Annotated in this window: 15 protein-coding genes, 2 rRNA genes and 1 pseudogene; 6 read left to right on the forward strand and 12 right to left on the reverse strand. The window is 41.0% G+C overall.

Annotated features, from left to right (window positions below; all coding sequences use genetic code 11):
• Window positions 1–14: 14 nt before the first annotated feature.
• From MKZ02_RS14990 to MKZ02_RS15005, 4 genes are all read right to left on the reverse strand, one after another.
• A complete protein-coding gene (locus tag MKZ02_RS14990) occupies window positions 15–299 on the reverse strand; it encodes a DUF4183 domain-containing protein (protein WP_120031008.1) in 285 nt (94 codons plus the stop codon).
• Window positions 300–640: 341 nt separating this feature from the next.
• Window positions 641–1,426 (reverse strand): DUF4240 domain-containing protein, encoded by a 786-nt coding sequence (locus tag MKZ02_RS14995; protein ID WP_340854287.1) that lies wholly within the window; start codon window positions 1,424–1,426, stop codon window positions 641–643.
• Between the two features lie 617 nt (window positions 1,427–2,043).
• The gene (locus tag MKZ02_RS15000) at window positions 2,044–3,246 is read right to left on the reverse strand and encodes an IS110 family transposase (protein WP_063442505.1); all 1,203 of its coding nucleotides are present in this window, start codon (window positions 3,244–3,246) and stop codon (window positions 2,044–2,046) included.
• Window positions 3,247–3,619: 373 nt separating this feature from the next.
• Window positions 3,620–3,802: a hypothetical protein gene (locus MKZ02_RS15005; RefSeq protein ID WP_340854288.1), complete on the reverse strand. Its 183-nt coding sequence runs from the start codon at window positions 3,800–3,802 to the stop codon at window positions 3,620–3,622.
• Between MKZ02_RS15005 and MKZ02_RS24020 the strand changes: the two genes are divergently transcribed.
• Entirely contained in the window at window positions 3,720–4,190 is a 471-nt protein-coding gene (locus tag MKZ02_RS24020) for a lysostaphin resistance A-like protein (protein ID WP_406909691.1), read from the forward strand. The genes MKZ02_RS15005 and MKZ02_RS24020 overlap by 83 nt on opposite strands.
• Window positions 4,191–4,304: 114 nt before the next feature.
• Here MKZ02_RS24020 and MKZ02_RS15010 read toward each other — a convergent pair.
• A pseudogene (locus tag MKZ02_RS15010) lies at window positions 4,305–4,480 on the reverse strand (IS1595-like element ISSpps1 family transposase); the annotation flags it as partial.
• Window positions 4,481–4,866: 386 nt separating this feature from the next.
• Between MKZ02_RS15010 and MKZ02_RS15015 the strand changes: the two are divergent.
• Window positions 4,867–6,060 carry a YhgE/Pip domain-containing protein gene (locus tag MKZ02_RS15015; protein WP_340854289.1) on the forward strand — a complete coding sequence of 398 codons (1,194 nt, stop codon included), beginning with the start codon at window positions 4,867–4,869 and terminating at the stop codon, window positions 6,058–6,060.
• Window positions 6,061–6,105: 45 nt separating this feature from the next.
• Window positions 6,106–6,645 (forward strand): PadR family transcriptional regulator, encoded by a 540-nt coding sequence (locus MKZ02_RS15020; protein WP_120031000.1) that lies wholly within the window; start codon window positions 6,106–6,108, stop codon window positions 6,643–6,645.
• Window positions 6,646–7,073: 428 nt separating this feature from the next.
• On the opposite strand, the gene MKZ02_RS15025 is transcribed toward MKZ02_RS15020, so the two are convergent.
• From MKZ02_RS15025 to MKZ02_RS15040, 4 genes are all read right to left on the reverse strand, one after another.
• Window positions 7,074–7,715, reverse strand: a complete 642-nt coding sequence (locus MKZ02_RS15025) for a hypothetical protein (protein ID WP_120030998.1) — start codon at window positions 7,713–7,715, stop codon at window positions 7,074–7,076.
• A 54-nt stretch (window positions 7,716–7,769) separates the two neighbouring features.
• Window positions 7,770–8,414 (reverse strand): phosphatase PAP2 family protein, encoded by a 645-nt coding sequence (locus tag MKZ02_RS15030; protein WP_340854290.1) that lies wholly within the window; start codon window positions 8,412–8,414, stop codon window positions 7,770–7,772.
• Between the two features lie 291 nt (window positions 8,415–8,705).
• Window positions 8,706–9,494, reverse strand: coding sequence for an FAD-dependent oxidoreductase (locus MKZ02_RS15035; RefSeq protein ID WP_340854291.1), 789 nt, complete (start codon window positions 9,492–9,494; stop codon window positions 8,706–8,708).
• A gap of 17 nt (window positions 9,495–9,511) precedes the next feature.
• Window positions 9,512–10,048, reverse strand: a complete 537-nt coding sequence (locus tag MKZ02_RS15040) for an FAD-dependent oxidoreductase (protein ID WP_340854292.1) — start codon at window positions 10,046–10,048, stop codon at window positions 9,512–9,514.
• Window positions 10,049–10,328: 280 nt separating this feature from the next.
• Between MKZ02_RS15040 and MKZ02_RS15045 the strand changes: the two genes are divergently transcribed.
• Together MKZ02_RS15045 and MKZ02_RS15050 are read left to right on the forward strand one after the other, a co-directional pair.
• Window positions 10,329–11,390 carry a glycosyltransferase family 4 protein gene (locus tag MKZ02_RS15045; protein ID WP_340854293.1) on the forward strand — a complete coding sequence of 354 codons (1,062 nt, stop codon included), beginning with the start codon at window positions 10,329–10,331 and terminating at the stop codon, window positions 11,388–11,390.
• A 93-nt stretch (window positions 11,391–11,483) separates the two neighbouring features.
• A complete protein-coding gene (locus tag MKZ02_RS15050) occupies window positions 11,484–11,630 on the forward strand; it encodes a hypothetical protein (protein ID WP_182916915.1) in 147 nt (48 codons plus the stop codon).
• A gap of 152 nt (window positions 11,631–11,782) precedes the next feature.
• Here MKZ02_RS15050 and MKZ02_RS15055 read toward each other — a convergent pair whose 3' ends face one another.
• Window positions 11,783–12,346 (reverse strand): FAD-dependent oxidoreductase, encoded by a 564-nt coding sequence (locus tag MKZ02_RS15055; RefSeq protein WP_340854294.1) that lies wholly within the window; start codon window positions 12,344–12,346, stop codon window positions 11,783–11,785.
• Between the two features lie 320 nt (window positions 12,347–12,666).
• Here MKZ02_RS15055 and cyoE point away from each other — a divergent pair, with 320 nt between their 5' ends.
• Window positions 12,667–13,608 (forward strand): heme o synthase, encoded by a 942-nt coding sequence (gene cyoE, locus MKZ02_RS15060; protein WP_340854295.1) that lies wholly within the window; start codon window positions 12,667–12,669, stop codon window positions 13,606–13,608.
• A 266-nt stretch (window positions 13,609–13,874) separates the two neighbouring features.
• Here the strand turns inward: cyoE and rrf are convergent.
• Window positions 13,875–13,990: ribosomal RNA gene (rrf, locus tag MKZ02_RS15065) — 5S ribosomal RNA — on the reverse strand.
• Window positions 13,991–14,093: 103 nt separating this feature from the next.
• Window positions 14,094–17,025 (reverse strand): 23S ribosomal RNA (locus MKZ02_RS15070).
• Window positions 17,026–17,114: the final 89 nt, after the last annotated feature.

A 17,114-nucleotide genomic window follows, 5' to 3' on the forward strand; every position in this document is an offset into this window, starting at 1 on the left:
TCAATAAAAACCCGCTAGTTAACTACAACTTCAATAAGAATTGGAGTGGCCGGATCAAGCACGTCACCGCCTGGAATCGTTATTTCTGTAGGAGTAAGAGTTGAAGTATCAGCTGTTTGCGGCTGAGCATTTATATATAAAACATAATAAGCAAGTGACCCTGGAAATGCTGTGGCAGCTGCTCCCGTATCGTCAGTAAAAGCTGTAGCCGCAATGGCAAAGGTCGCACCAGTACCTGTCCCGTCTCCTATGGTAGCGAAAAACTTTCTCGAAGCCATAAAGGGTTTAATAATTGGCATTCACGTTCACTCCTTTCAAAAAGTTTGTCCCTGCACTATTATCTTATTCTGGTGCCTTTTTTTAGAAACGACTAAATCTCCCAGTCCATCCGTCTAATTTTAAATGGCGTCCGTGCAGTCAGGCCAGACGGCTGTTATTTTGAAGAGAGCACATGCAAACAGCCACCAACTTACCGCAAGGAATGTCAGTGGCTCAAACTCCAAACAATTGTATTCTCCCGTCTAGGGGCGACTCTTTTATTCCCTCTTCTGAAGCCTGAAAAGACTTCCACTTTATGCAAATTAGTGGAAGAGCAATTTGTAGCCTGAGGGATCAACATAACTACTATCTTCTCTCATCCTCATAATGGCTTTTCTCCATACTCTGCCCACAACAGAGGGAATTTTTTCCGCAATCCTTCTTCATCCTCCTCCTCCCAGTCAAACTCCATTTCTGGTTCACCTTCATCATCTTTTACTAATTGATCATACACCTTGAAATACGCCTCATCATCTAGTCCTGTTTTTTCCTCATAAGCAGAGCTGGCAATATACAATAGTTCCTCCAGCTGTGGAATATCCTCTTGCTCTTCTAATCTCTTAAAATGCGGGAGAAGAGTTTCTGGGTTCTTAATCGCTTCTTCATACGTCTCTTGTCCAAGGTAAAGCATCCATGCTCTAAAGTAATCAAAGCAATCATCTGAACATCCCCCCATAACGATGTAAGCAGCCGCCCACAAATCAGATGTATAGGATTGGTAATAATGCTGATTGAAAATTGAATCAAACATAACAATGTCCTTGATCGATTTTCTCGACAAATAGGTGACTAACCACTCGATTTGCTCGTCTATACTCTGCCCTTTCTCTTTAGATGTCCCGAGCAGCTCCCAAAACCGCTCTTCTGTCATCGCACTTTCTTTAATTACTTGATAAGCAGACCTTGACCATATATATCCTTTTTTTAATTTAGATTGAATGAGCCTCTCTGCTTCCTTTTGACAAGCCGCCTCTGATTCAAAATCTTTTACTTTTACCGATCCCCCTGTGCCAACCTTTCCATATGTTACAGTAAATGAGTTGCCGGACACGTATATTTTCCAAAATTTATTAGATGTATCATTCTGATAAATAAGCAATGTTTCCACTCGTAAGCACTCCTTCGTGCGACATAATAAGCTCTTTCCACTGATTAAAGAATTAAAAGGCAATATGGCCTTGCCTTTTAAACTCTTCTCACATATGTCCTGTTTCACCATTAAAGCAAGTGAAAAAAGAACAAAGTGACTTACCCCATGCATCAAATGTATATAGTTTCTTCCTGATTGACATGGTATTTATATTCTATCAAATGCACTTTGATAAAAGTACAAAACCTGTACTCTAACTACAAAAATAACTACTTAAAGAGGAGTGAATTTTGCATCGTCTCTGGATGGATGATAATAGGCACACTCACTTACCCAATTCTCTTCCGACTCTTTTATTTTCACTTAGGCTATGTTAAAGGAAAAGGTTGATTAATTGTAAAATGGTATGAAGAACCCGCTTCACATATTTAAATTTGCTTAATCCCAACTGGATATTTATGTTAAAATAAATCCGAATATTATGAAGAGACGTACTTAAACTAACCCAGCTAATAGTTTGTCAATATTTTTCTATAAATATTTTAAGAATTAGATGCTATACTAAAAATAGACATGCCAAATAACCTTCCATTTTCTATGTGGAAGGTTTTGGGTTTTTTAATTAAAATTTCTTTCTAATCTAAGTCAAGGAAAAGTTCTTTGCGTTTCAAAAGAGTATAAATCCAATGAATTAGCTTGTTGGCACAGGCTATAATTGCCACCTTAAAGGGTTTTCCTTCTTCTCGTTTTCTGTCATAGAAAGCTTTCAGCTTTTTATTTCGGGAACCTCTAATACCACAGAGAACAGCCATGTATAAGGCATGCCGAAGCCTGCTTGAGCCTCGTTTGGTGATACGGTTGATCGTAGCTGTAAACTTACCAGATGAGTGAACACTAGGATCTATACCGGCAAAGGCCACCAGTTTCTTAGGATGATTAAACCGATCAATTTCTCCTGTTTCAGAAATAATCGTGGCGGCGATCTTTTCTCCTATACCAGGGATTGATTGGATAATCTTATATTCTTCCAGTTCTCCAGCTAGGGCATCAATTTTGCTCTCCAACTGAGCTAGATGCTCTTGGTATTGGAGAACCATCTTGATATACATTTCTAGGCTGATGAGGTGACTGTGATATATAATGCTTTGAAATGGATTTCGTTTGGCTGCCTCCATTAGCTTTTTTGTTCTTTCCTTTGCCCACCGTTCGGAACGGCTCATACATAGTATGGCAATTCTTTCAGCTACTTTCGTTTCTCCAGCGTTTAATATAGCTTCTGACGTAGGAAACTCCAATAAAGTATGCAGAGATACTTTGGAGTACAAGTCACCAAACACACCTCTATACTCAGGAAACACCTGGTCTAAAATTGAATGAAACTGTAACTTGGCTTGAACACATAAACCCGTCAGGGTTTCATGCTGCCTAGTCAAATGTCGGAGGTTTAAAAGCTGAATTCCTCTTTTTTTATACGGTTCAAGTTCTTCTTTGTAGTAAAGTTCCCCTAGATGATAGGCATCAATGGCATCAGTTTTTACCTTGCGTAGACTGGCTTTTTTCGCTTGATAAGAGATGATAGGATTAATGACAATAAACAGGTAATAATGTTCCTCCAGAAACTGAATGACGGGAGTATGGTAGTGTCCTGTTGACTCTAAAACGACCGCAGGTTGATGTCCTGTCTGCTTTTCCACCTCTTTTAGAAAGTGAAGAAATGTATCTAATCCCTCACGTGTATGCTGAATGCCGAAGCTCTTTCCATAAGGTTTTCCTTTGTCTAAAAATGCCTGGGCTTGGCTTTCACCTTTCGCCACATCCAGACCAATTACTGGGTTCATGCTTGTTATCTCCTCCTGATTGAATGATTGCCGGTAACCCCTAATTCCTGCTTGCAGTTTCATAGCTTCGCTTGTTATACGGGATCGCAGTCCCAACCAGCCTCAAACATGTTTCTACAAGTAGGGGGCGAACAGGTTAGTTGGCGGAATCGTTGTTCCACGGGCAGGTACGTTCTACCCCGGCTACCGATAGGATAAATCCTAAACAAAAAAGATCAACCAGAAAAATCTGGCTGACCTTATAATACGAACGAGGCAGTTTAGTGGAAAAAGGAAGTGTTGTTTTGGTAAGTGTAAAATCAAACAAGAATTATATTTGGGTATATTTCATAACATTTTTTACACTATGGTGCATCAGATAATTATGGTTAGTTCAATATTTAAATTTGATGGATTCCGTTCCCAGAGCTATAGCATCAGCTGTCACTAAAATAGCTGTTTGGATTGTTCCAGTCATATTTTTAGTTAAAATTGTGGAAAAAAGTGACCCGTCTTCCTTTTTAGGATTACGTAATAATATTAAAAAAGGGCTAATATGGACAGGTTGGGTATCCATAATCTTCATATCCTATTTTGTAGTCGTTAATGTCATTATTTTAGAGAAAAATCTTAATTTTCAAATAGGATTTAACCAATGGCTTAATACTGTTCTGTTAGTTGGAATAACCGAGGAAATTGTCTTTAGGGGTTTTTTATTAAGAAAATTTGTAGATTCTTATAGATTCTGGATAGCGAACACAATTACATCTTTACTTTTTGTATCTATCCATTTTCCTATTTGGTTTTATAAAGGTCTGTTTGAATTTCCTAATATTTTGGGTTCTATAATAAGCGTTTTTGTATTGAGTATTGTATTTGGGTTTGTATATAAAAAAAGTAATTCTCTTTGGTCAGTAATTATTATTCATTCCTTGTATAATTTGTTAGTGTTACTCTTCTACTAACAAAGGCTTTAGTAAAAAACAGACAGCAAAATTCATGAGCTTGGAGATAATTTCCCAGCTCATTTTTTATGTGCATTTGTATTTTCTATGAAACAACATGAGTAATCTTTACATTTAGAATGCCATGTTTCTCAGCCTTAACTTATCTGCGGTTTCCCAAGTACTATGAACACTTGCCAAGATAAGCATCTGCTTTTTCCTGTCCAACTCACTTTCCATTTTCCTTTTGCCGAGAAATTGAAACCACACTAAATAAAGCTGTAAATGCTTCTAGAAACACCATTAAACTGTCTGTTAGCGACCATCTCGTTTGCCGTAACGAACCACTGATTTACTTCCACAATGCCGACAATGAAATCCATGAGAAAATTTTCTCTCTCAATTCACCAATTAAAGCCTCATGCTGTGAAACTATTGCCCCATATTTGCTATTTTAAAATGCCCCGTTTCCGCGATGGAGCGATGATTTACATCAACATAACAACCAAATTGTAACCTTTATGTTAAATGATTACCTAATTTTCAATATAACTGACTTTTAAACATATTGATTCAGAAGAAAATAATTGACTTTATAAAAAGAACACACTAAACTAGTAGAGTATTTTAAACAAAGTACTTTAAATAAAGTACTTTGTTTGAATCATATTTAGCTTAAGAAAGGGAAAAGCAGCCTATGAAATTTATTCAGTTTTTAAAAACAAAAGGGGCCATTGCTGCCATATTCATGGGGATTTTCTATTCAATCGCCATGCTGGGCATCTTCTTGCCTGGTTATTCAGCAATACCAGGTAATGTCGATAAATTACCGATTGCCATTATCAATGAGGATACCGGTGCCTATGGAGCAAAGATTGCCGACCAGTTACAAGAAAATTTACCATTTAAGAAAATCGAGACTAATTTAACGAACAGTCAAGCGTTAAAAGACTTGGAGAAAAATGATTTAGCCTTAGTCGTACGTATCCCTGAGACCTTCTCTGCTGATATGCAAAAAGGCAAAACGGCATCAAGCATCGATTTTACAATTAATGAAGCGGGAGCAACTGTCGTTTCATCCACTATGAAGTCCGTCGTTACAGAAATTAATAATCAATTAAGCGAACAGTTCTCGCAGCAAACCGCTCAAGGCGTTCTAATGAACTTTAACGTCCCTGAAAAGCAAGCTGCTGAATTAGCCAAAAAGATTGAAACAGCGTATGTAGGAAATATAGTAACAGTCAATAAAATGCCAGATGGTATGAATAATAATATGCTGCCCATGTTTTTAACCATGGCCGGTTATGTTGGTGCGATGATCGGAGCTATGCAATTGGTAGGCGCATTTAAGTCAAGCCGCGGAAAAGCAAGTAAAACACGATTATTCCTGTATGTACAATTAGCCGCATTATTAATTGCTGTTGTCTCATCCTTCCTTGCTGCAGGAGTAGCTTATCTAGTCAACCAACCGAGCGGTGACCTATTCTTTGGTTTACTAGGCCAACAAATTTTAAATTATATGGTATGTTTTAACTTCACAGCTATTTTGATCTTCCTGGTTGGCGAAGGCGGCATGGTATTAAACTTACCTATTTTGTTGATCCAAACATTAGCCAATGGCGCCACATTGACACGTGATATGATGTACTTGCCATATAAATGGATGAGCTACATTTCACCAATGTATTACTCGGTTCAATCGTATTTTGCGAATCTGTATGGCAGCATCAGTCCAAATCCGTATATCTGGTCGATGATTGCTGTTGGAGCAGTTGCCCTGTTAATTAACATAGCGATTGTAGCGTTTTTGCATAAATCATCAGCAGTAGATCAACAAAAAACAATGACGGAAGCTGAAAGCGCCGAAACCCCTGCTGAAATTGGCATGTAGTTTTGCTAAAATGAGGAGAACTCTTCTTAAAGGAGCAAAAAGAGAATGTCCATCCAAATTTTTATTTTGAGCAAATTGATGGAGGATAATAATTATCCTTATAAGTTGAAAAAAGAGCTTTCAGAGCCTATTCCGTTGGATAAACTAGCTGGATTAACAGAGAGTAAGTTATACTACCATTTTGAAGCGTTAGCAAAACAGGGGTTAATTGAAACGGTTGAAATTATAAAAGAAGAGCATCGACCGGATAAGCAAGTCTTCGCCATTACCTCTAAAGGCCGCGAGGAACTACCAAAAAAAATCTACAAACTATTTGAAAAAGCGGATGCCATTAGTGACATGCTAGTAGGACTCGCCAATATCAAGTATGTGGAGCGTCACAAAGTAGTAGATATACTAGAAAATAAACTTAAAAATTATATTGCTCGTTGGGAGCATATTGCGGATTTTAAAAAGCATGTTTCCATAGAAAAGGATAAAGAAAAGTTAAATGAGTTTATAGGTGGGTATGTTTCTACTAAAGCAGAGCATACAATTAAATGGCTTGAAGAGTTAATTAAGCGAATTCAATGCGGGGATATATAATAAAAAGGATAGGCTTCCAATTATAAACCGGCAGCACATGTAGAAGGCTTTCCAAACAAACTTATGAGGAACCATCAAATCGCAGAGCACGCTTTTAAAAATAACGAAAAAACCCCTTTCCAAAAGTGAAAGGGGTTCTTCATTAAGTTGAAAATTGTGGAGAAAGCACTTAAATCACCATCATCCAATTATTACCCCTCTTGCTCAATTTCCCCAGCCTCTTGGAGATACGATAAATCAAAGGGATGATTCATCCTTCTCAAGCACTGCTCACTAGGGCTCTTTAGCTTATTTCACTTATCCACGTGCAGACCAGTTATCCTTTGTAATGATTCCACGTGCCACTTTTTTTCTTTTACCCAGGCGCACAAAAAAGAACTGTTCAAAGAGCCGATAACATTCGGTTTTAGAACAGTTCTTAGGAAAGATTAATATTTGTCAAAATTAAATTCGCTGAGGGAATCTGCGTGACTGGCGATCATCGCAATGATAGTATTGGCTTCTTCTTTACTGAAAATGAAATTCGTCTCATCTTCTAATAATTCATCATCCACTGTTTTTATCCGGTTCACTCTGCGAAGAACACCATCACCCGTCTCCTCAATCACACCAAATTGATAAGTGACTTCCACTTCATCTTCATGAGCGTAAGCGGTGACTTCCGGTGTCGACCATTCTACGTCTATTTCTTGAAATACCCTCTCAGAATCATCGTCTACTATCATTTCCAACTCATCGTCGTCTTCCCAATCGCTGCCACCTTCCATAAATTCGTGGAAGCTTTCATGAACTTCGTCAATAATATCTTCAATATCTGGAAGAACAGTTTTGGACATTTGTTCAAAATCCAATTCTAATGTTTTTACGTAAAATTCCTCGTTATACGGGTCAAAAAATAAAGTACAGAAATATTCACTCTCATCCTCGCTCGTCTCTACAAAGAACTCGATCCTGGGATGCTTCGCTGCTCTGTCAATCGTCATGTGGCCCACTTCATCGTATTTCTCACAGATAGACTCAAGATGATCTTGCAGCTCCCCGCTAACCCGGTCAAACCATTCCAATGACATACTGCATCCCTTCCTTTCAGGTAATCAGGTTTAGTATGTCTTTAAGCTCCGGCTTTATTCATTACTGCCAATAGCTTTCTTTATTGAGTTTTCTCGTCTAGCTGTAAGCTCGTATAAGTAAATAAAAAGGAACAGAAGCAATAAACCAGCACATCCTCCAGCTATAACATCCGTTAAATAATGGACGCCTAAATAGATCCGGCTTGTGGCAATAAGAACGACTAATACTATAGTGATCAACAGCCAACTGGTTGAATATTTTTTGCCTATTTGGAGACTATAAATGAACAAATACAATAAAAACCCAAGCAACACAGTCGAATTCATTGTGTGCCCACTTGGAAAGCTGTAACTTCCCTCGTGTACTAGCGAATGGAATGAAGGGCGTTCTCTCCCAAAAAACTCCTTAAGCAAACTGTTTGCCAATCTGGCTCCCCAAAAGACAAGCATAACAAAGAATGCTTCATGGTACTTTTTCTTAACCGCCAGTAGAACTGCTATGACAATAGCTACAGGAAGAAGGACTTTTATGGAACCCATCTGGGTAACTAGGTGAAAGAAGTTGTTTAAAAACCCTGTTCGTATCCTTTCAAAAAACAATATCACGGCTACATCATACTTTTCGAGCAAAGGTTGTTTAAATGTTAAAGATAGTAAGAAAAATACCAACAAACTCATCCAAAAGAAAAATGTTCTCATGCTCTGTATCCCCCAGCTTATTTAAGCAGCTTAGCTTATCATTTATTATGTTTAACTTTACTCGGATATGCTTTTCATTATACATTACTAAAATGATCTTCTTTGCTGATAGGCGATGTAAAAAACAATTCACTTCCACTCTTATCCATCTGCTATTATGTTACAGAAATAGGCCAATCTAAAGGGCCAATCAGTGGTCGCTATTACAGCGATAGCTGATTGGCTTTATCGGTTCATCTTTCCCTACCCTTTATGTCTAAATATCGCTTTTTTATGAATATGTTACAGCAGTTATTGGATGAATGACGCTGCTTTTAACCCGGATAACGTTGCTCCTTCCATCGTGGCAAAATAAGGCTGTCTCGCATAATCACCAGCTAAAATCAAGCCCTCCACTGGCGGCTTTTGAGTTGGCCGAAGGCTTTGACAGCCCGGTTCTAGGCTGTGAAAATCATACTCATGATTTACCTGGCGATAACTGAGTATTTTGCCCTCCAAATATAGTCCGATCTTTTGTGCATCCTCTAAGACCAACTTTAAGGTTTCTTCAGGAGCTAGACGGAGAAACTTCTCAGGCGGACTTAATATAATTGATAGCCGTCCCCGAGAAGCTCGAAAGGTCGTACGAGACTGTTCAGCAAAGCTCGACAGGCACGTAAAAGGAGCAAATGTAGTGACATCAATAGGAAGAGCCGGTTCGGTCATTTCGATTTGGAAGCTGACTGCGGGCATGAGCGGCAACTGAAACATCGGCTGAAACCAATTATGCTTCTCAAACGCCGGTTTCAGCAACTGCTTGGCAGCATACAATGTAACCGCTAGTATTGTGTGATTAGCCCGGTGTATTTCGCCATTCTCCATCTGAACCCCCTTCACTTTCCCATCTTCTACAACGAGGGACTGGACTTTAGCGTCCGTTTGAACCGTGCCACCATTTTTGATAATTTGCTCAGCAATAGGCTGACACATGGTTTCCGTCATGCCCCCTAAGTAAGCACCAATTCTCATTCTGTAAAATCTAGGAAGAGCCGGTGCCAATAGACCGAAAAATACGTAAGCCGAATAACGATCAGGCGGCAAAAAAAAGATTCCAGAGCTTAAAAATGAAAGGCCCTGTCTGTTACACCATGCTTTGCCGCATACTCTTTAATACTGTAATGATCCAGCTTGCCCGGCTTCTTTACGTAATCCTTTAAACCATTCATGAAAAAGGACAGCAAAGACCACTTATCCTTTAACGATAGATATTTTTGATTGCCAACTACTCCTTTTATTGTTTTTATCATTCCTAATAAAGGAGCCATACCAAGCACTAAAGGCTTTTCATCATTTATCCTAACATGAATTTTTTCTTCCCACATGAAAATATCGGAAAGATCCACTCCTGCTTTTCGCAGAACCTTCGGTAGATAAGTATAATACCCAATATAGCGGTGAAACCCCGACTCTACATCCATTCCTTCTAAATTATAGGAAGAGGTTCTTCCACCGACGACGCTTTCCTGTTCAAGCAAAAGTACACTTTTCCCCCTACTTGTTAATTCAAGCCCGGAAGACAATCCGGCTAACCCGCCGCCGACAATAATCGCATCAAAATTTTTCACTCGTAACACCACTCTTGTTGTATAATACATTAAGATTCCCTTTTGTATCTGTTATGATACAAATAGCGGAAAGCTTGTTAAAATAGTCGATTATTGCCGAATATTTTTGGTTTCTCACCCTTTTAGCACATTGTGGATATTTTCCCTGCTTTTCTCGACAAAAAGATTAAGTTATTATTAATTAGAGTGATAATTATTGTACTATCTGCCACTTTCTTTTATTATCAGATTGAGAGAGTAGAATTTTAAAGACTGTCAGTTATTAATTTGATTAAATTAATAGAACACAGTCATAAAGGAGCTTTATAAATTGGACTTACAACTTTTTTTAGCCTTTGCAGTGTCATTCATTGCGGCTTTAATTATTACACCTTTCGTCATTAAATTTGCGATAAAAATAGGAGCAGTTGATAAACCGAATGAAAGAAAAGTACATCAAACCTTAATGCCTAGATTAGGAGGTCTAGCCATTTTTATTGGTGTCGTTGCCGGCTTCTTTGCAGCGGGCTTATATGAAGAACGAGTAGCTACTATCAGCATAGGGGCATTATTAATTATTGCGCTAGGGATTCTTGACGATTTATACGAACTGTCAGCTAAAATAAAATTTATTGGTCAAATTTTAATAGCCATACTCATTGTCAGTTCCGGTTTAACGATTGACTTTATTATGATTCCATTTATCAATGAAAAAATTCAGCTCGGATTTTTGGCGTATCCGTTTACTGTTTTCTGGATTGTGGGTATAACAAATGCAGTGAACTTAATTGATGGATTAGATGGGTTAGCAGCGGGCATTTCATCCATTGGTATTGCTTCCATTGCTATTTTGGCAGCTTTTTCTGGAAAGGAATTAATTTTGACTTTAGCTTTAATCGTTTTGGGAAGTACGCTCGGTTTCTTACGTTACAACTTTCATCCGGCCAAAATTTTCATGGGAGATACAGGAGCGCTTTTTCTCGGGTATGTTATTGCTATCTTATCTCTGCTCGGCTTGTATAAGAGCGTTACCTTGTTCAGCATTGTTATTCCAATTATCATTTTAGGTGTACCTGTATTTGATACAGCTTTTGCGATCATTCGCCGAATTATCAATAAAAAGCCCATTTCAGCGCCGGATAAATCTCATCTTCATCATAGAATTTTAGATTTGGGACTATCCCACAGAAATACTGTACTCGTTATTTACGGCTTTGGCATAGTTTTTAGCGTTGCGGCTATTCTTTTATCTTCAGCTACTTTGTGGGCTTCGCTTGCCATTTTACTTCTTCTATTAGCGATTCTCCATATGATTGCTGAACTCGTCGGAGCTGTCGGTGAAAGATATAAGACTTTTTCAAAAATATATAGAAAATTATCAGGTAGATCTTAAATTGACACCCTTCATATGTACGTGCGATAATTAACTTACAGCTTATTTTTTACATCTGCTTGATTTCAATTACCCGATTGGAGGCTGAAATAGATGGCGGCAAATTCTGAGACAAAAAAAATTTCTGTTGATTCAACTGTTTCTCTAAAAGGAATCGTAAAAGCAATTTTTAACGATACTATTCATATACAAATTGGCGGGAAAATCATCACCTTACCTGCCTCACAAATTACTCAATAAGCTTTAAAAAAGGGACAGTCGTATGACGACGTCCCTTTTTTATTTCCTATTATTTCTGTTTCCGCCCTCTTTCACGCTCTCAGAAAAATGTAAAAGAGCGGCCTTTTACCTCAAGATAAATCCTCCATTAACCATCTTCGTGCGAAAAGAATCTATCCTTTTAATACATCGTGGTCAACATAACGTTCGCCGTTCATTTCAGATAAAACATTGATCGCTACTTTTGCTCCATCTCCAGCCGTAACAATAGAGTGAACACTGACACCTGCAACAGTGCCAGCTGCCCAAATGTTGTTAATATTTGTCTTACCAGACGAATCTACTTCTATAATGGTTTTAATCCGCGGCTCCGTCCCAGTCTTTGTTTTTACACCGACCTTTTGAGCAAGATCCGTTAATACACCTGTAGCTAAAATCACATGATTGGCTTCATATGTTTTATCATCTGCTTCGATTTGCAAGCTATTTTCTGACTTAACTATATTTGAAACTGTTGCTTGAACAATCTCCGCTCCGAATTTTGCAGCTTGTTTTTTTCCTGTTTCAACCATATCAGGACCGGAGATCTCTAAGACTCCATAATGGTTTTCAATCCATGCTCGCTTTGTCATCCCTTTGTCACTATCAATAACAATTGTTTTCTTCCCCGCTTTTGCCGCGAACAAAGCCGCACCTGCTCCAGCAGGACCAGCGCCAATAACAGCAATATCGTACACTATTCTCCCCCTCCTTTTCTTAATACATCATATAATGGAACAATATTATTATCATAACACTTATTAGAAGATTCTGATAATCATTTACTCCAAATGATGTATTGCTCAATGCCTCACTATTTCAGATCTGTCCTGTAATCAAGAGAAGATTCAAGAAAATACAAACATGCAAAAAGAAACGAGATTTAACTTATTATGTATTAAGTTAAGTTTTTTATATAGTTGTTCTAAAGTTGTCAAAGCTACTATCCCTTTTAAAGCTTGAATTATGGTAAACTAACAAAGGTAGACAACTTCTTACAGAAAGAAGAGGGGAAAAAATGCGAAGTGACGTGAAAATAGATAGAAGTGCACAAAAAGCCTCTCTAGCCATGCCAAAACAGAACCTATCCAAAGTTTTGGCAGAAACTATTAAGACAGGCATTATTAAATCAAATTTAATTGCTGTATTTGCAGGACTAGCATTAGCTTTATATATAAATGGCATAAATCCAGTAGAGAAACTTCCAGAAATCTTGTTAACCATCATCGGATCAGCGCTTGTCATAGGAGCAGCAGGCACCTTTAACAACTTATACGACCGTGATATTGACTCGATCATGGAACGAACAAAGAAACGGCCGACTGTTACCGGAGCAATCCAACTAAAGCCGGCACTCATGTTAGGTATTTCAATGACATTGTTGGGATTAGCGCTCCTTGCTTTTGCTTCTCCACTTGCTGCACTTTTTGGCTTTCTTGGTTTATTTCTCTATGTAGGACCGTATACGATGTGGACTAAGCGTCAGACCATTTATAATACAGAGGTTGGAAGTATTTCGGGGGCTATGCCGCCACTTATCGGCTGGGCTGCTATTACCCCGGATCTGATGCATCTTGAGCTTCTTGGTTTGTTTGTAATCATGGTTTTTTGGCAAATGCCCCATTTTTACGCAATCTCGATTCGCAAACATGATGAATACAAAGCAGCAAATGTTCCTATGCTCCCGGTTGTTAAAGGGTTTAAAAGAACCTATGTACAAACAAATATGTATTTAGTTGCTTTAATCGCTGGAAGCTTTCTTTTCATGCCTTTAAGCATCGGTATTGCTTTAGTAGCTTTTCTTCTAAGCGGTGCATGGCTTGTCTTAAGTATCATCGGTTATAAGAAAATGTCTCCTAAGAAGTGGGCAACTACAATGTTTATTTTCTCACTTAACCATTTGACGGTTCTATTTGTTATCATCATTGTGTACTGTCTGATTGGCACTTTATTTATTTAAATTTACCTTTTGACATCCTTTGAAAAGGATTAGCCAATCATTAGTTTAGCAGAATACAATAGAATAAAAATAAAAACAACCCACTAAACAAGTGGGTTGTTTTTTAAAAGTGTCTGAAGGAAACTATTGACCAATTAATTAGCTTCCTCTTTGTAAATTCATAAAAGCACCTAGCTGTTTCATGTTTAAACAGAGACGAAGAGTAAGTTAAAGAACCAAACCATAGAGCATAACAAAAAAGAACAGCACTGCTGTTCTCTTGGGTTGCCTGGCAGCGTCCTACTCTCACAGGGGGAATCCCCCAACTACCATCGGCGCTGAAGAGCTTAACTTCCGTGTTCGGGATGGGAACGGGTGTGACCTCTTCGCTATCGCCACCAGACTGTATAAAGTTGAAAGAGTTTGTTCTTTCAAAACTGGATAATATGTTCAAGTAACCGGCAACTCCGTGCCATTTCATGTGTGACGCCGTTAGGCGTATCATTTAGGATAAGTCCTCGATCGATTAGTATTCGTCAGCTCCACGTGTCGCCACGCTTCCACCTCGAACCTATCTACCTGATCATCTTTCAGGGATCTTACTAGCTTGCGCTATGGGAAATCTCATCTTGAGGGGGGCTTCATGCTTAGATGCTTTCAGCACTTATCCCGTCCGCACATAGCTACCCAGCGATGCCTTTGGCAAGACAACTGGTACACCAGCGGTGCGTCCATCCCGGTCCTCTCGTACTAAGGACAGCTCCTCTCAAATTTCCTGCGCCCGCGACGGATAGGGACCGAACTGTCTCACGACGTTCTGAACCCAGCTCGCGTACCGCTTTAATGGGCGAACAGCCCAACCCTTGGGACCGACTACAGCCCCAGGATGCGATGAGCCGACATCGAGGTGCCAAACCTCCCCGTCGATGTGGACTCTTGGGGGAGATAAGCCTGTTATCCCCGGGGTAGCTTTTATCCGTTGAGCGATGGCCCTTCCATGCGGAACCACCGGATCACTAAGCCCGACTTTCGTCCCTGCTCGACTTGTAGGTCTCGCAGTCAAGCTCCCTTGTGCCTTTACACTCTGCGAATGATTTCCAACCATTCTGAGGGAACCTTTGGGCGCCTCCGTTACTCTTTAGGAGGCGACCGCCCCAGTCAAACTGCCCGCCTGACACTGTCTCCCACCCGGATCACGGGTGCGGGTTAGAAGTTCAACACAGCCAGGGTAGTATCCCACCGACGCCTCCACCGAAGCTGGCGCTCCGGTTTCAAAGGCTCCTACCTATCCTGTACAAGCTGTGCCGAAATTCAATATCAGGCTGCAGTAAAGCTCCACGGGGTCTTTCCGTCCTGTCGCGGGTAACCTGCATCTTCACAGGTACTATAATTTCACCGAGTCTCTCGTTGAGACAGTGCCCAGATCGTTACGCCTTTCGTGCGGGTCGGAACTTACCCGACAAGGAATTTCGCTACCTTAGGACCGTTATAGTTACGGCCGCCGTTTACTGGGGCTTCAATTCAGAGCTTCGCGTGAGCTAACCCCTCCTCTTAACCTTCCAGCACCGGGCAGGCGTCAGCCCCTATACTTCGCCTTACGGCTTCGCAGAGACCTGTGTTTTTGCTAAACAGTCGCCTGGGCCTATTCACTGCGGCTCCTCAGGGCTATGCACCCCAAAGAGCACCCCTTCTCCCGAAGTTACGGGGTCATTTTGCCGAGTTCCTTAACGAGAGTTCACTCGCTCACCTTAGGATTCTCTCCTCGCCTACCTGTGTCGGTTTGCGGTACGGGCACCTTTCACCTCGCTAGAGGCTTTTCTTGGCAGTGTGGAATCAGGAACTTCGGTACTAAACTTCCCTCGCCGTCACAGCTCCGCCTTGATGGTGATGGGATTTGCCTCATCACCGGCCTAACTGCTTGGACGCACAACCAACTGTGCGCTTGCCCTATCCTCCTGCGTCCCCCCATTGCTCAAATGGTGAAGAGGTGGTACAGGAATATCAACCTGTTGTCCATCGCCTACGCCTATCGGCCTCGGCTTAGGTCCCGACTAACCCTGAGAGGACGAGCCTTCCTCAGGAAACCTTAGGCATTCGGTGGAAGGGATTCTCACCCTTCTTTCGCTACTCATACCGGCATTCTCACTTCTAAGCGCTCCACAAGTCCTTCCGGTCTTGCTTCACCGCCCTTAGAACGCTCTCCTACCACGGACACCACAAGGTGTCCATCCACAGCTTCGGTGATACGTTTAGCCCCGGTACATTTTCGGCGCAGAGTCACTCGACCAGTGAGCTATTACGCACTCTTTAAATGGTGGCTGCTTCTAAGCCAACATCCTGGTTGTCTAAGCAACTCCACATCCTTTTCCACTTAACGTATACTTGGGGACCTTAGCTGGTGGTCTGGGCTGTTTCCCTCTTGACTACGGATCTTATCACTCGCAGTCTGACTCCCAAGGATAAGTCTTTGGCATTCGGAGTTTGTCTGAATTCGGTAACCCGAGGGGGGCCCCTAGTCCAAACAGTGCTCTACCTCCAAGACTCTTCCCTTGAGGCTAGCCCTAAAGCTATTTCGGAGAGAACCAGCTATCTCCAGGTTCGATTGGAATTTCACCGCTACCCACACCTCATCCCCGCACTTTTCAACGTGCGTGGGTTCGGGCCTCCAGTAAGTGTTACCTTACCTTCACCCTGGACATGGGTAGATCACCTGGTTTCGGGTCTGCGACCTCATACTCATGCGCCCTATTCAGACTCGCTTTCGCTGCGGCTCCGCCTTTACGGCTTAACCTCGCATGAAATCGCAACTCGCCGGTTCATTCTACAAAAGGCACGCCATCACCCATTAACGGGCTCTGACTACTTGTAGGCACACGGTTTCAGGTTCTCTTTCACTCCCCTTCCGGGGTGCTTTTCACCTTTCCCTCACGGTACTGGTTCACTATCGGTCACTAGGGAGTATTTAGCCTTGGGAGATGGTCCTCCCGGATTCCGACGGAATTTCACGTGTTCCGCCGTACTCAGGATCCACTCTGGAGAGAACGATGTTTCGGCTACAGGATTGTTACCTTCTCTGATGGGCCTTTCCAGACCTCTTCGCCTACACCGTTCTTTTGTAACTCCGTATAGAGTGTCCTACAACCCCAGAAGGCAAGCCTTCTGGTTTGGGCTGTTCCCGTTTCGCTCGCCGCTACTCAGGGAATCGCGTTTGCTTTCTCTTCCTCCAGGTACTTAGATGTTTCAGTTCCCCGGGTGTGCCTTCTCCTACCCTATGGATTCAGGTAGGGATACTGTTCCATTACGAACAGTGGGTTTCCCCATTCGGAAATCTCCGGATTAACGCTTACTTACAGCTCCCCGGAGCATATCGGAGTTAGTCCCGTCCTTCTTCGGCTCCTAGTGCCAAGGCATCCACCGTGCGCCCTTTCTAACTTAACCTAAAATGGCGATTACTCGGTTATTGCTTGGTTACTTTTATACGATATTATCCAGTTTTCAAAGAACAAATGGTCTTACCTATATAGAAG

This window comes from Pseudobacillus sp. FSL P4-0506 (genome assembly GCF_038003025.1).
Lineage (GTDB): Bacteria > Bacillota > Bacilli > Bacillales > Domibacillaceae > Pseudobacillus.

Bases quoted from the DNA above. Each gene is read 5' to 3' on its own strand.
- MKZ02_RS15025 (WP_120030998.1), bottom strand. From the start codon at position 7,715: ATGTCATTGGAATGGTTTGACCGGGTTAGCGGGGAGCTGCAAGATCAT.
- MKZ02_RS15015 (WP_340854289.1), top strand. From the start codon at position 4,867: ATGAAATTTATTCAGTTTTTAAAAACAAAAGGGGCCATTGCTGCCATA.
- MKZ02_RS15000 (WP_063442505.1), bottom strand. From the start codon at position 3,246: ATGAACCCAGTAATTGGTCTGGATGTGGCGAAAGGTGAAAGCCAAGCC.
- MKZ02_RS15005 (WP_340854288.1), bottom strand. From the start codon at position 3,802: ATGGATACCCAACCTGTCCATATTAGCCCTTTTTTAATATTATTACGT.
- cyoE (WP_340854295.1), top strand. From the start codon at position 12,667: ATGCGAAGTGACGTGAAAATAGATAGAAGTGCACAAAAAGCCTCTCTA.
- MKZ02_RS15030 (WP_340854290.1), bottom strand. From the start codon at position 8,414: ATGAGAACATTTTTCTTTTGGATGAGTTTGTTGGTATTTTTCTTACTA.
- MKZ02_RS14990 (WP_120031008.1), bottom strand. From the start codon at position 299: ATGCCAATTATTAAACCCTTTATGGCTTCGAGAAAGTTTTTCGCTACC.
- MKZ02_RS15020 (WP_120031000.1), top strand. From the start codon at position 6,106: ATGTCCATCCAAATTTTTATTTTGAGCAAATTGATGGAGGATAATAAT.
- MKZ02_RS15050 (WP_182916915.1), top strand. From the start codon at position 11,484: ATGGCGGCAAATTCTGAGACAAAAAAAATTTCTGTTGATTCAACTGTT.
- MKZ02_RS15040 (WP_340854292.1), bottom strand. From the start codon at position 10,048: ATGTATTATACAACAAGAGTGGTGTTACGAGTGAAAAATTTTGATGCG.